Source organism: Chitinophaga sp. 9-1-y (assembly GCF_059511905.2).
On the sequence record NZ_CM197955.1, the window covers coordinates 821160 to 835975 of the forward strand.

Below are 14816 nucleotides of genomic sequence, written 5' to 3' on the forward strand. Positions count from 1 at the left end.
GTTTAAGAAAATCATATTTTTTCGGTTGAGTAATGAGCAATAGACTTTGGTCTCTCTTAATTCAAAAGCGCTTTTGGTATTTCAGTGATCCCTTTTCGATTGATCCCGCGAGGGGGAATTATGTTTAATTTTTAATGATAATGGTGGAATTATTTATTTCATATTTGATGTTGTTCAGGTCCAGTATTTTTAAGAATTCAGATAAATTTTCATTGCGTTTTAACTTACCGGTGAATTTGATGTCGGCCACCTGGTCTTCAAACTGAACATGTACATCATACCATCTTTCTATTTGGCGCATGACAGCAGAAAGGGGTACCGCAGAAAACTGGGTATACCCGTTTTTCCAGGCGATGATGGCATTCACATCTGCCGGCCTGGTAAGATTCATGGCTCCTTTACGGTTGATATTTACCTGCTCGTCAGGCAACAATACCTGCGATTGCAGGTTGTTATATGTATGTACTTTTACCTTTCCCTCAAGCAAGGTGGTACTTACAAACGGTTCATTGGTATAAGCGTTAATATTGAATTTGGTGCCCAGCACTTCCACCCTGCAGCCGCCATTGGCGGCTGATTGATCAGCGGCTACCACAATAAAGGGAACAGGTTGATCATGTGTAACTTCAAAATAAGCCTCCCCGGTAATGTATACTTTGCGTTCCCCTGCCGGGAATGTGACCGGGAACCGGATAGAGGAAGCGGCGTTCAGCCACACTTTACTGCCATCTGATAATTGCAGGAAATATTGACCACCACGGGGTGTGGTGATGTTGTTATACAGTATTTGTTGGTCTTGATTTTCGGATCCGCTGTAAATAATTTCACCGGATTTGGTTTTTACAATACGCCCGGCGCCTTGCATAGCCAGTAGTCCGTTTTGTGCGCTATCCAGTATAATGGTTTGCCCGTTGCTCAGGGTAAGTGTAGCCTTGTTGTTGCCGCTTTGGATTTGCTGCTCAGGCGGATGTACGGAGGCTACTTTGGGCAATGGGGAAGGAATGGAATGTTGCAGGTAATAGTAACCTGATACGCCAATAAGCGCCGCCACTGCGGCAGCCGCCGCCCAGCGCCGCCAGCCCGGGAATAATGTCCTGGTTTTGGCAGGAACAATCCCCGGTTTATCCGGAAGAATGTTATGTAATATCTTTTCAGCATCCGCGGCACTCAGGAAGGTAGTTATTTGTGCAGGATCCCGATAGATGTCCTCAATCGTTTGGGCAATCAGCTCCTTTACCGCCACTTCATTGCCGGTAAGGGAAAATAATTCAAATAGCTCTGCCAGCTCTTCTGCTGAACAGCTATCATTTACATACTTGTGGAATAACGTTAATAATCGATCCTGCATAAACGCTGATATAAAGTGCCACTAACAGTAATAGACGCACGGCATTTATGCAAAGGGGTAGATGAATTAAAATATTTTTTTTCAGAAAACGATGTTGTCGTCTAACGTACTTGAAATCAATATATTAACATCACTTGAAAGAGAAGGAGCTTTAGTAGGAGGTGTGTAGTATTCACCAAAATTGTTGGTGTAATCGCAAACACACAGGAAAATGACGAGTAAGAAACTTTGGTCCCGCAAAAAGGTTTGTACAATTTTGTTGGCAGCCATAATATGTTTCTTGACGGTTTCTTTGGATATCTTTAGTTGCGCAGCAATTTCATCATGACTAAATCCGGCAGTTCTGCTTAAGTGGTATACATGCTTTTGTTGAGGGGTTAATAAACGCGCTGCCATCGATAAACTGGCCTGCAGGTCGCGCAACTTAATAGATTCTTCAGTGCCACTATCCGTATCAACACTATTTTCATGAATAGCCCTGATCACTTTTCCCTCTGCTTTCTTTCTTCTTAATTTGCTATAAATATTATTCCGCACCATGGTATGCAGGTAGGCATCAAAGTGCGCTACGTCATGAAGTGATTCACGGTTGAGCCAAATGCTGGTAAATACTTCCTGCAATACATCTTTACTGTTAATGTCTGATTTCAATAATTTTTGAGCGACGAAATATACTTTCGCGCGATGTTTTTCAAATAGCTTGACAAATGCAGTTTCGTCACCCTCAGCTATCGCAAGCAAAAGCATTTTATCCTCCATTGTTAGCCAATTACTTAGCCGTAAAATAGCAAAAATATAGTTATAAACGTAAAATGTACCTTTTTTGATAAAAGCGCGGATCCGTTGGAATAACGGAAGAATAAGCCAATTTCACCCTACGGGAATGCCCCGGTTATTTTATCCAGTCCTACCCGCCGTCACAGCCATTTTTACTCTACAAAGCGTGAGCGTTGCAAGAAGCTAACTTTTAACTACTTGTAATATCTCCATAAATTAATCCTGTAATACCCGATTTATTGCTCTAACTTTAGCACGTTTGCATTTGGCTTCTTCTGATTTAGTTTGGGTTTCTTTTTCTTCCTCAGCCCCTGTTTTTTCAGTAGTTTGTATATTTAATTAAAATTATATTTGTGAATATTTTTGTAGGTAATATAAGTGACAGAACAACTGAAGATGAGATATGGTCTTTATTTGACCCATTTGGAGTTGTATATAGTATTAATGTAGCTTATGATAAGTACAGTGGCCGTTCTAAAGGCTTTGCATTCGTTGAAATGCCAGACGATTCCAATGCAGTACTGGCAATTAAGGAATTGAATAATTCAGTAGTTGCCGGCAAGACAATAGTAGTCTATGAGGCTCGTCCAAAACCTGAAAGACCAGAAAATAATCGTTTCTCCAGATCCGGCCCAGGCCCTGGATTTAGACCCAGATACTAATAGTTGGATGTTCTAAAACGTCGATTACCTTTATCTGTTAAGAGAGGAGAAGAGCAAAGCCGCAAAATACGTTAAGTAGTTTGTAGCTTTGCTTTACTTTCGTATGTACGGCATAGCAGCAACCCAAGCTGAATTTTCCACTTAATTTTCTGGTTATACCCTTCCTTCATAAACCTCCCGGATGGGATATAGTAACAAGAACTGTTAGCAATTGGGGCCGGCCCATGAGGTAACGATGAAGATTTGTATCATGTGATTTACCACACACTGAACCTGCGATTTAGTTCCTGTGCAGTCATTATACGTCTACAGACTTTTGCATTGTCAAATCAAGCATTAAACGTGTGAAGAAAATAATATTGTCAATCGCAATGGGTTGAAGGATTGTTGGTGTAGGCGTCATTCTGCTTACCATCCCGCCGTAGTACAAACTAAAAAATGGGAAAAAGGATTTTGTTTGTGGTTGCAACGGTGACTCTTTTCCTTTGTCAGGTGTCGTTTTTAACGAGGAGAGAATTAATCGGAACTCGACTTAAAATAGAAAACCCGCGACTAGCGCGGGTTTCTTCGAGATTTTGCGGACCGGACGGGACTCGAACCCGCGACCTCCGCCGTGACAGGGCGGCATTCTAACCAACTGAACTACCGATCCATTCCTGACATATTAATAAGAATCTCTTATCTTTCTGTCTCCCAATCCGTTGTGTTGTTCCGTTTTGGGATTGCAAAGATAGCAACAAAGTTCCCAATTAAGCAAATCTTTTTTAAAAAATATTTTCAGCATTATCTTTACACCCGATCTTTAACCAATTTAATCAAATTATGCAATTCCTGGATTTCGAGAAACCTATCGCTGACTTATATGAGCAGCTGGAGAAGCTGAAGGAAAATGGTGAAAAATCAGGCGTAGACGTATCTGCTACCGTGAGCGAGTATGAACAAAAAATTGCTGATACCCGCCAGCACATCTACGATCACCTCACCGCCTTCCAGCGCGTACAGCTGAGCCGTCATCCGGATAGGCCCTATACGCTGGCGTACATCGAAAAGATGTGTACCAACTTTACGGAACTGCATGGCGACCGGAATGTAAAAGACGATAAGGCCATGGTAGGCGGTTTCGCCGACCTTGATGGCGAAACAGTGATGTTTATTGGCCAACAAAAAGGCGTAAACACTAAAATGCGCCAGCTCAGAAATTTCGGTATGGCTAACCCGGAAGGTTACCGCAAGGCTCTCCGGCTCATGAAACTGGCCGAAAGATTCAATAAGCCCATCGTTACCTTAATTGATACTCCCGGTGCTTATCCCGGACTGGAAGCAGAAGAAAGAGGTCAGGCAGAAGCAATTGCCCGTAATCTTTTTGAGATGGTAAAACTCCGTGTGCCCGTTATCTGCATCATTATTGGCGAAGGTGCGTCTGGTGGCGCATTGGGCATTGGTATCGGCGACCGTGTATTTATGCTGGAAAATAGCTGGTATACCGTTATCTCTCCTGAAAACTGCTCCACTATCCTGTGGCGTAGCTGGAATTTCAAGGAAAAAGCAGCAGAAGAACTGAAACTCACCTCCGATTATATGAGCCAGTTTGGCCTGGTAGATGGTATTGTAAGAGAACCACTCGGCGGCGCCCACGTAAACCCTGATGAAATGGCACATTTATTAAAAGTGCGCATCAAGGAAACACTGGCAGAACTAAAGAAAATAGATCCCGATACCCGTATCGAACAACGTATCGATAAATTCTCCAGAATGGGTTTTTACGAAGAAAAATAAAAAATATTTAGAGATCACAATAAAAATTTCGAATTTCGGCCTCTGAAGTTCGAAATTTTTATTTTCCCGTAAACACAATATGGAACAACTAAAAGGCACCGGGGTGGCACTAGTAACACCCTTTAAAGCAGATGAAAGCATAGATTGGAATGCTTTGGAAAAGTTGATCAACTACGTGATCGATGGCGGCGTTAACTACGTTGTGTCGTTAGGCACAACTGGTGAAACACCTACTCTTTCTGCAGATGAAAAGCTGGATTTGATAAAATTCACTTTCGAAAAGGTGTCGAAGCGGGTGCCTGTAGTGATTGGTATTGGTGGTTATGATACACGGGAAGTAGTGAAGAAGCTGGAAACATGCCCAACAATGGACCAGGCAGCGGCAGTACTCAGCGTTGCGCCGTACTACAGCAAGCCTACCCAGGAAGGGATTTTTCAGCATTATAAAGCCATTGCGGCCGCATCTTCCAAACCCATTATCCTGTATAATGTACCCGGACGTACCGGTCGTAATATGACGGCGGAAACTACCCTGCGCCTGGCGCACGAGGTAGAAAACATCGTGGCCATGAAAGAAGCTTCCGGCGATATGATGCAGTGCATGCAGATTATCCGCAACAAACCGAAAGATTTTCTCGTAATCAGTGGCGACGATGCGCTGGCACTCGCTCAGCTGGGCTGTGGTATGGATGGCGTTATTTCTGTGGCGGCTAATTATTTCGCCACTGATTTCTCCAGCATGGTACATGCCGCACTGGTAAATGATTACCCGGCAGCCCGTGCACTGAATTACAAAATGCTTCCGGCATTTGATATGCTGTTCGAAGAAAATAATCCGGCCGGTATCAAGGCATTCCTGCACCACGCAGGTATTTGCGAAAATTATTTCCGCCTCCCCGTGATGCCGGTTACTGATGCGCTCTACAGCAAAATAGGCGCGTATTTGAAACAATACTAGCAGAAGCAGAAAGCAGAAAGCATAAAGCAAAAAGCTATTGCAGCGAATGACCAAAGTGTAGGATTAATATCCGCGCTGATCATTCGCTGCAATAGCTTTTTGCTTTATGCTTTCAGCTTTCTGCTCAAATAATGTATGTCACCCCTTCTTCCGCAATAGCGGTATTTTCAAAAACGGGTTTGGCCTCATCCAGGAAAGGCTGTAATTCAGTGTATTTGGAAGAAAAATGCCCGATCAGCAGTTGCCCTACTTCAGCCGATGCCGCCAGGGACGCCGCCTGCACAGAAGTGCTATGGTAACGTTCGGCTGCCCGCTCCTGTAAATCGTGCAAATACGTGGTTTCATGGTACATAACGTTCGCATCTTTGAGCCATGGTAGCAGATTTACATCATAGAGAGTATCTGCACAATACACATATCGTTTACCCGGAGGAGGAGGGAGGGTCACCCAATCGTTTTTAATAAGCGTGCCGTCTTTCCGCTGGTAATCAGCGCCATCCTGCAATTTGCCAAAATAAGCGGCCGGTATTTCATAGGCGCGGGCCTGGTCAGGAATCAGTTTACGCTTTCTTTTTTGTAGTTCAAACGAAAACCCAAAGCAGGAAATCCGGTGCTGGGTAGGGAAACAGGATACCCGTAAATCTTTGTCCTCCAGGATAACCCCACTGTAGCCGGGTTGAAGAGGAACAAAAGACAATTCGAACTTCAACACCGTACCTGAACAATCCAACTGTAGCTGGATAATCTGCTCCAATTCCGGTGGTGCATATACGCTGAGAGGCTCTGTCCGCCCCATCAGGCTGAGCGTGTTCAACAGGCCTATCAGCCCGAAATAATGATCTCCATGAAGATGGCTGATGAAGATATATCTCAGCTTGCTACGTTTTATCCTGTACTTGGCGATTTGTATCTGGGTGCCTTCCCCGCAATCTACCAGCAGCAACTGTTCGTTGCAGGTAACTACCTGGGCGGTGGGATGCCTGTCCAGGGTGGGTATAGCGGAATTGTTACCTAAAATGGTTACTGCAAACATATCTTTAGCGTTTAGCCGTTAGCTGTTAACTTTTATCCGCTACGTTCGCCCATAGGCGTAAGTTCACGGAAAAAAAGCCGTTATCTATTCCATTCCATCCAGTAATTCTCTTTCCAGTTCTTCCATCATCACCAGGTCTATCGCCTCCGCCATGGTGGGCGCAATATTCAGCATATCGTCACCCGCTGTTTTCAGCGCAGCTGTTAAGGTGTTGTTAAGGCCGGTGATGGCACAGGAAAGCTGGTTGTCATACATATGCTGGTATACTGTTAAAATGGCTTCAACGCCGGTGGTATCAAATTTTTCTACCAATGTCAGGTCTAGTATGAGATTCCGCCCTTTTAGCTCCGGCAAAGCGGTAGCCGTAGCAAGGAAGTCGGCTGACAAATTAGCATCCAGATCGGTGACTTCAGGACAAAAAACCACTATTTTTTCTTTGGTATCAATTTTGAATTTCATGCGTTGGACGTTGTTTTATACTTTAATAAAATTAAATTTTGAACAGAGGGAACCCGCCTATAAAATATAACCGCAAGAGATCAAAACAAAAAAGGTCATTTCTTCGTAGATATTTTTAAACGAACGTACCCGCATCACCGCAAAAATAATTCTTATACTATTAAAGTGTAAGTTGTTTAAATCTAAAAAAGGAATAACTTCATTCCAACACATAATGCGGTAATCTTAAGTCAGAATTATTCGTTATTATTGTATTAAGCAAGCCCCCGTAAGGGTTTTTGATAATTTAATAATCTCACAATGGACCAGAATTTTTCACCGCAAGTTAAGGAGATCATTTCGTTCAGCAGAGAGGAAGCTTTACGTCTGGGAAATGACTTCATAGGTACTGAACATCTGCTGTTAGGTATTATTCGGGAAGGCGAAGGCACGGCCGTAAAGATTCTGCAGGCTTTGAACGTAGATCTGTATGAGTTACGCAAGGAAGTAGAACTGGCTGTAAAAGATAAGACCGGAAAGAATATTGCTAACATTAATAGCCTCCCGCTTACCAGACAGGCAGAAAAAGTGATACGTGTTACCGTATTAGAAGCTAAAGCACTGAAAAGTGCAACAGTGGAAACGGAACATCTCATGCTTTCTATACTTAAGAATAAGGAAAACGTTTGTACACAAATCTTACAACAATTTGACGTGGACTACGATACTTTTAAAAACGAACTGGGCTTTGTAAAGTCAGCGGACCCTAAATCAGAATTTGATGATCCGGGCGAAGAAGAGTTTGAGGACGAAAGAAAGAGTTACGCTTCCAAAGCCAAGCAAACAAATACCAAATCCAAAACGCCCGTACTGGATAACTTTGGTAGAGATATTACCAAGCTGGCCGAAAGCGGCAGCTTAGACCCGATTGTTGGCCGCGAGCAGGAAATTGAAAGGGTTTCCCAGATACTTTCCCGCCGCAAGAAAAACAATCCTATTCTTATTGGTGAACCCGGTGTGGGTAAAACCGCCATCGTGGAAGGTTTGGCGCTGCGAATTGTGCAGCGTAAAGTTTCCCGCGTGCTTTTCGATAAGCGCGTGGTAAGCCTCGACCTCGCCGCCTTGGTGGCCGGTACCAAATACCGCGGCCAATTTGAAGAAAGAATGAAGGCCATTATGAATGAACTCGAGAAAAACAGGGATGTAATCCTGTTCATCGATGAAATTCATACCATCGTGGGCGCTGGTGGCGCTTCCGGTTCCCTGGACGCCTCCAACATCTTTAAACCCGCACTCGCCAGGGGCGAACTCCAATGCATTGGAGCCTCTACCCTCGATGAGTACCGCATGTACATCGAAAAAGATGGCGCACTCGACCGTCGTTTCCAAAAAGTAATGGTGGAACCACCTACCGTGGATGAAACCATTCAGATCCTCAACAACATCAAGCCGCGTTATGAAGAATACCATAACGTTAGCTATACCGACGCTGCTATTGATGCCTGCGTGAAACTGAGCGACCGCTACATGACCGACCGTCTCCTGCCAGACAAGGCTATTGACGTACTCGACGAAGTAGGCGCACGCGTTCACCTGAAAAACATCAATGTTCCTCAAAATATCCTCGATCTCGAAAAACAGATTGAAGATATCAAACAGGAAAAAAATAAAGTAGTGAAAAGCCAACGCTTCGAAGAAGCCGCTGCACTGCGCGATACAGAGAAGAAACTGGGTGAAGACCTGGAACGCGCAAAAGCTATGTGGGAAGAAGAAGTGAAGCACAAACGCTACCCAATTGATGAAGAAGCCATCGCAGAAGTAGTCAGCATGATGACCGGTATCCCCGTTAAACGGATGGTACAGGCAGAAACTGAAAAATTACGCCGCATGGGCGAAGATCTTAAAGGCGCCGTGGTTGGACAAGACGATGCCATCAGCAAAGTCACCAAAGCTATCCAGCGTAACCGCGTAGGTCTGAAAGATCCTAAAAAGCCAATCGGTACATTTATATTCCTCGGCCCTACCGGGGTAGGTAAAACAGAGCTCGCCAAATCACTGGCCCGCTACATGTTCGACTCAGACGAAGCACTTATCCGCATCGATATGAGTGAATACATGGAGAAATTCTCTGTAAGCCGCCTCATTGGTGCACCTCCGGGATATGTAGGCTACGAAGAAGGTGGACAACTCACTGAAAAAGTGCGCCGCAAACCTTACTCCGTAATCCTCCTGGATGAAATTGAAAAAGCACATCCGGATATTTATAACCTCCTGTTGCAGGTACTGGATGATGGTATCCTCACTGATGGTCTCGGCCGTAAAGTGGACTTCAAAAATACCCTCATCATCATGACCTCCAATATCGGAGCCCGTCAACTGAAGGATTTCGGCGCCGGCGTTGGTTTCACTACCAGTGCAAGAGCCGTAAATGAAGAAGAGAATACCAAATCAGTGATCGAAAAAGCACTGAAACGTACCTTCTCTCCTGAATTCCTCAACAGAATCGATGATGTGATCATCTTCAACTCACTGGCGAAAGAACACATCTATACGATCATTGACATCACCATGAAGAGCGTACTGAAACGCCTGAATAACCTCGGATTTAGCCTCGAACTCACCGATGAAGCCAAAGGCTTCCTCGCAGATAAAGGCTACGATCAGCAATTCGGCGCCAGACCACTGCACAGAGCCATCCAGAAATACCTGGAAGACCCATTAGCAGAGGAAATCCTCAACATGAATATCCATGATGGCGATATACTCGTAGCTGACCTGGACAAGGAAAATCAAAAACTGATCTTTACCTTAAAAAATAACTCCTCCAAGAGTAAGTCCGAAAAATCAGAAGCGTAATCAACTGCGCTCATCATAAAATCATAGCCCGTCAATGGTAAATTACCTTGACGGGCTTTTTATTTATAACATGAACATGTTAATTCCTACGCTAATACGTAACGGTCTGCACCGGAATTAATCTGATCCTGTACCTACACCCCTGAAATACCCCTGCTGCAACCGGTATCCAACCACTTACTACCGGTTCCCTTCCTTCCCCTCACCAGTTAGTACATACCAAAAATGGTATGATCATGTCATTTTTTAAAAACATTTAATATATCACATTTGCAGTATGTATTCTATATGATCTGTATAAACTTATGTTTATTAGATTAAAATAATTTATGTTTTTTGATATTAGTTCGAACGGACTTGTGCTAGCTTAGATAAACGCCTTTATACCTCGGTTTTTCATTTTATTCTTATATCCTCACACCGGCAATGACGCGCCGGAAGTGTATTTGACTAACTATTTATCCTTATATCTATGAGAAGATCTCTACGTAATGTAGCTCGTGTTATGCTAATAGGTGGTGTAAGCTTCATGGCTACAAAAGCACATGCCCAGCTGAAAGTAGGTAAGAATCCTACCTCTATCCAAAAATCAGCTGTCCTGGAACTGGAATCCGATAAACAAGGTTTACTGCTGACACGCCTGGCAGATACTACACAGATAAACACCCTGACCCCTCCGGATGGGATGATTATCTATCTGACTGCAACCGGCGCCGAAGGATTCTATGTAAGACATCAGGGGGCCTGGCAAAAAATGGCGACCAAAGCATCTTCCTGGGACCTGTTAGGTAACGCCCTCACCAATGCCGCTACTCAATTCATTGGAAGCACCAACAATATTCCTTTCGTAATGAAAGCTAATAATGTGGAGGGAATGCGGATCGATAATGGTAACGTGACAGTGAAAAATGACCTGACTTTGAGTGGTATCACTACAGATGCTACCGCCAGTTTAATGGAAGCAGTCATCGTAGATGGAACTGGAAAAGTATACAAACGCCAGTTGACCAAAGCCGCGCTTGCTGATTTAACCATCAACGGTTCCGCTGAATTAAAGCAATTTATCAAAACAGATAACGCTGCAGGCGATTATAAATTTACAACTGCACCAGGTAGTGGTGGTACTGAACACACACTCAGCATCGCTACACAAACTGGTACCACAGCAGGTGGCCCGTCTGTGGGTTTACTCACCAAAGCAGATTGGGATAAATTTAATGCCGCTGCTGGTAAAGCTTTACAGGTAGCCGCTTTCAGCGCTGCAGGCAGTGCGGAAGGTTTAACGGTTGACAACTCAGGAGCCAACCCAACCATCGCGTTAAATGCTGCTACAGCAAGCACTCCGGGTGGTGTTTCAACCGGAACACAAACCTTTGGTGGCGATAAAACCTTTGCAGGAAAAATTACCGGTAACAACGGTCTCGTAGTAACGGCAGGCGGTGCAGATATAAATGGCGCCTCTAAAGTAACAGGTACATTCAATGTAACTAATACGACTAAACTGGATAACACGTTAACCATCACCTCGGGTGGTGCAGATATCACCGGGGATGTACATGTAACCGGTAAATCTAACCTCGATAATACCGTAAAACTGGGTAACGTAGCTACAGGTACCAATGAGGTGTCTGTGTTGATGCTCAATGGTGCTAAAGAAATCATCACCAGAGATCTTCCCTTAACGGCATTTAAAGACATGACTTTCAGTTCAGATCACGCCGGTACAGATTTGAAAGTAGTAAAAGACGCCACTACCAACAATGTAAACGTAAGCATTCCAATGGCAGATCCATCTGTTGCAGGTGGTCTGGTAAGCAATGCTTCTCAGTCTTTCGCTGGTAACAAAAGATTTGCAAATGATGCAGCGGTGAAAGGTAAAACAATGCTGGGTGACACTACTGCTGCGGCTAACTCCACCTTACAGGTACAAGGTTCCGTGTCTATGGCGTTAAACGAGATTGCAGGTACCAACTATAATGTTACTGCTGACGACTATACCATCATCGTAAAAAATACATCTGCTGTAACCGTGAACCTGCCTAGCGCAGCCGGTATCAAAGGCCGTATCTATACTGTCAAGAAAGTAGCCGCAGACGCTACCAATAATCTTAATAATGCTGTAACCGTGAAGGCCACAGCAGGTCAGTTCATTGAAGATGGCAACTCCATCGCTATCTACAACGACTGGACATTCATTACTGTACAATCAAACGGTACTGATACCTGGTATATTATTAAGAAATAAGGTTGAACTGTATTTGAAACGGCTACGTATAACCGTAGCCGTTTCATCCCTTTTTTGTGCTACTTAAATGATGATGTATGAAGCTGCAAGGGCTTACGAAAGTATGTGCTATAGTATTGTGCTGCCTGTGCAGCCATCCATTGCTGGCACAGCAATTAAAGCTGGGAACTAATCCTTCCACGCTGAAACCATCTGCTTTACTGGAACTGGAAAGTACAAAGCAGGCTTTGTTAATTACCCGCATCGCAGATACCAGCCAGATCACCAGTCCAATTAATGGGATGATCATTTACCTGACCACGGACAACTCCTTCCGTGTCAGAGCTAATAATTACTGGAATAAGTTAATTCCGGAAGGCAGCGCTATTCAATCTATCAACAGCGATCTTACACCCGCCCAGAAAATAGTGGCCAGCTATACCCCCGCAGGTACATTTGGCTTCGCAACCGCAGCAGGAACACATACCCTCACCATTCCCGATGCAGGATTAACCGCCGCAGGTTTTATGAACATCGGCGCCCAGTCGTTCAAAGGACTGAAGAATTTTACAGATGGACTGCAATCCGCCAATCTGCGTGTAGTCAATGATTTGAGCACCCCCACAAAAGTATTAGGTAAAGATGCTAATGGTGATGTATCCGCCCTGACATTGGATCCTTTATCAACGCTTACACTTACCGCAGGCACGTTAAAAGCTAACAACACCACCAAATTATGGAATGCCAATAAACTAGCGGATTACGATGTGTTATTCGCTACTGCACCCGCCACAGACCAGGTGCTTACGTTTAATGGCACACAATGGATCGCGAAGGCAGCAGCAAGCGCTATTCAATCTATCAACAGCGACCTTACACCCGCCCAGAAAATAGTGGCCAGCTATACCCCCGCAGGCACATTTGGCATCACTACCGCAGCAGGAACACATACCCTCACCATTCCCGATGCAGGGTTAACCGCCGCAGGTTTTATGAACATCGGCGCCCAGTCGTTCAAAGGACTGAAGAATTTTACAGATGGACTGCAATCCGCCAATCTGCGTGTAGTCAATGATTTGAGCACCCCCACAAAAGTATTGGGTAAAGATGCTAACGGTGATGTATCCGCCCTGACATTGGATCCTTTATCAACGCTTACACTTACCGCAGGCACGTTAAAAGCTAACAACACCACCAAATTATGGAATGCCAATAAAATAGCGGATTACGATGTGTTATTCGCTACTGCACCCGCCACAGACCAGGTGCTTACATTTAATGGCACACAATGGATCGCGAAGGCAGCAACAGGTGGTATTACCTCTATAGGGCTTTCTTTACCGTCCCTGTTTACGGTAACAGGTTCACCACTTACGGCCAATGGTACTATCACAGCTAACCTGGCTAATCAAAACGCTAATCTTGTGTTTGCCGGGCCGGCCTCAGGTGGAGCCGCGGCACCGACTTTCCGCTCATTGGGAGCAGGGGATATACCCACTAACCTGGGCGCCTATATTCAGAATACAACAACACAACAGGCAACTTCAAACTTCAATATATCCGGCAACGGTGTGATTGCAGGAACACTTGGTGTTGGTACTGCTACGCCGGGAAATAAAGTGGAAATCACCGGTCCTTCTTTTGCTCCTACTGCGCCATTTAATATTTCAGGTCTTCGGTTAACAAATTTAGTGGGTGCGCTCGCAACCTCAATACCAGCAACCTCCAAAGTACTTTCTATCAACGGTTCCGGCGATGTGATCCTGACAGACAATCCTTCAACCACCAACTGGTTAACTGGTGGTAACGCCGCTACTGCTACACAGTTCCTGGGTACAACCAATGCGGTGGATATGGTGGTGAAGTACAATAGCAAAGAGCTTTTCAGAGGATCAAGAGGCCAAACAGCCGCGGAAAGTGGTGGAGCTGATTTTTCTGCCTACACATTAACGCTCTTCAATGGCGCCACTAAGTTTAACGGTCACCCGCTGATTGTACGTGCTAATGGGAATGATGTACTGGCGTTTGAAGACAATGCAGGGGTCCCCAAATGGCACTGGAACTTGTTGAGTGGTGGATTGAACTTTGTGGAAACAAACGTACAGGACTACAGACTCTTTTTGCAGAATGGAGGAAACGTAGGGGTCGGAACCAACGCTCCTGCCAGATTATTACATGTTGCAGGAACTATGCGGGTAACAGGCAGTGCCGGTACACCCACATCTATGCTGGGCCGCGATGGTAATGGAGATGTCAATAATGTGGCAGCAGATGCGACTACCCTGACGATGAGCGCAGGTTCTTTATCAGCTAACAATACTTCCAATATCTGGAATGCAGGTGATATCCAGGGTGTGGACGTAAGCACTACTGCACCAACCAATGGTCAGGTATTGCAGTACAATGGAACACAGTGGGCGCCAACCACCCCAGGCGTTTTTCCAATAAGAGTAATTACCACAGGTAGTACATATACTGCGACAGCAGCAGATTATTCAGTGGTAGTAAATAGAAATGCAGCATTTACAGTAACGTTGCCAGCTGCCTCAACTGTTCCGGGAAAAATATTTATTATAAGAAAAATAAACGCGACAACCAGCACTTTTACAATAAATGTTGCCAGCGCAGGAACTATTGACGGAGCCGCTTCATTGACTTATGGAGCTGCTTTGAAATATTCAGCCATACTGCAATCTGATGGAAGTAACTGGTATTCATTATCAACAGCTGCCCTCTAATACGAT

10 protein-coding genes and 1 tRNA gene are annotated in these 14816 nt (G+C 44.6%); 6 read left to right on the forward strand and 5 right to left on the reverse strand.

The window, feature by feature from the left end; all coding sequences use genetic code 11:
* Positions 1 to 124 precede the first annotated feature (124 nt).
* Both AC5ZC7_RS03245 and AC5ZC7_RS03250 read right to left on the reverse strand, forming a co-directional pair.
* On the reverse strand, positions 125 to 1348 hold the full coding sequence (locus AC5ZC7_RS03245) for a FecR domain-containing protein (protein WP_496163101.1): 1224 nt from the start codon (positions 1346 to 1348) through the stop codon (positions 125 to 127).
* Between the two features lie 81 nt (positions 1349 to 1429).
* Positions 1430 to 2107 carry a sigma-70 family RNA polymerase sigma factor gene (locus AC5ZC7_RS03250; protein WP_496163102.1) on the reverse strand — a complete coding sequence of 226 codons (678 nt, stop codon included), beginning with the start codon at positions 2105 to 2107 and terminating at the stop codon, positions 1430 to 1432.
* A gap of 371 nt (positions 2108 to 2478) precedes the next feature.
* Here AC5ZC7_RS03250 and AC5ZC7_RS03255 point away from each other — a divergent pair, with 371 nt between their 5' ends.
* Positions 2479 to 2787 carry an RNA recognition motif domain-containing protein gene (locus AC5ZC7_RS03255; protein WP_496163103.1) on the forward strand — a complete coding sequence of 103 codons (309 nt, stop codon included), beginning with the start codon at positions 2479 to 2481 and terminating at the stop codon, positions 2785 to 2787.
* 578 nt (positions 2788 to 3365) lie between these two features.
* Here AC5ZC7_RS03255 and AC5ZC7_RS03260 read toward each other — a convergent pair.
* Positions 3366 to 3439: transfer RNA gene (locus tag AC5ZC7_RS03260), tRNA-Asp, on the reverse strand.
* Between the two features lie 170 nt (positions 3440 to 3609).
* Between AC5ZC7_RS03260 and AC5ZC7_RS03265 the strand changes: the two genes are divergently transcribed.
* Together AC5ZC7_RS03265 and dapA are read left to right on the forward strand one after the other, a co-directional pair.
* Positions 3610 to 4563 carry an acetyl-CoA carboxylase carboxyltransferase subunit alpha gene (locus AC5ZC7_RS03265; protein WP_496163118.1) on the forward strand — a complete coding sequence of 318 codons (954 nt, stop codon included), beginning with the start codon at positions 3610 to 3612 and terminating at the stop codon, positions 4561 to 4563.
* A gap of 79 nt (positions 4564 to 4642) precedes the next feature.
* Positions 4643 to 5521 carry a 4-hydroxy-tetrahydrodipicolinate synthase gene (dapA, locus tag AC5ZC7_RS03270; protein WP_496163119.1) on the forward strand — a complete coding sequence of 293 codons (879 nt, stop codon included), beginning with the start codon at positions 4643 to 4645 and terminating at the stop codon, positions 5519 to 5521.
* A gap of 124 nt (positions 5522 to 5645) precedes the next feature.
* On the opposite strand, the gene AC5ZC7_RS03275 is transcribed toward dapA, so the two are convergent.
* Both AC5ZC7_RS03275 and AC5ZC7_RS03280 read right to left on the reverse strand, forming a co-directional pair.
* The gene (locus AC5ZC7_RS03275) at positions 5646 to 6554 is read right to left on the reverse strand and encodes a ribonuclease Z (protein ID WP_496163120.1); all 909 of its coding nucleotides are present in this window, start codon (positions 6552 to 6554) and stop codon (positions 5646 to 5648) included.
* Between the two features lie 84 nt (positions 6555 to 6638).
* The gene (locus AC5ZC7_RS03280; RefSeq protein WP_496163121.1) at positions 6639 to 7013 is read right to left on the reverse strand and encodes an STAS domain-containing protein; all 375 of its coding nucleotides are present in this window, start codon (positions 7011 to 7013) and stop codon (positions 6639 to 6641) included.
* A gap of 300 nt (positions 7014 to 7313) precedes the next feature.
* Between AC5ZC7_RS03280 and AC5ZC7_RS03285 the strand changes: the two genes are divergently transcribed.
* The 3 genes from AC5ZC7_RS03285 (at position 7314) to AC5ZC7_RS03295 (ending at position 14810) form a co-directional block, all read left to right on the forward strand.
* Positions 7314 to 9848, forward strand: coding sequence for an AAA family ATPase (locus tag AC5ZC7_RS03285; protein ID WP_496163122.1), 2535 nt, complete (start codon positions 7314 to 7316; stop codon positions 9846 to 9848).
* Between the two features lie 472 nt (positions 9849 to 10320).
* The gene (locus AC5ZC7_RS03290; protein WP_496163123.1) at positions 10321 to 12093 is read left to right on the forward strand and encodes a phage tail-like protein; all 1773 of its coding nucleotides are present in this window, start codon (positions 10321 to 10323) and stop codon (positions 12091 to 12093) included.
* A 77-nt stretch (positions 12094 to 12170) separates the two neighbouring features.
* Positions 12171 to 14810 (forward strand): beta strand repeat-containing protein, encoded by a 2640-nt coding sequence (locus AC5ZC7_RS03295; protein WP_511911372.1) that lies wholly within the window; start codon positions 12171 to 12173, stop codon positions 14808 to 14810.
* The last annotated feature ends 6 nt before the right edge of the window (positions 14811 to 14816 follow it).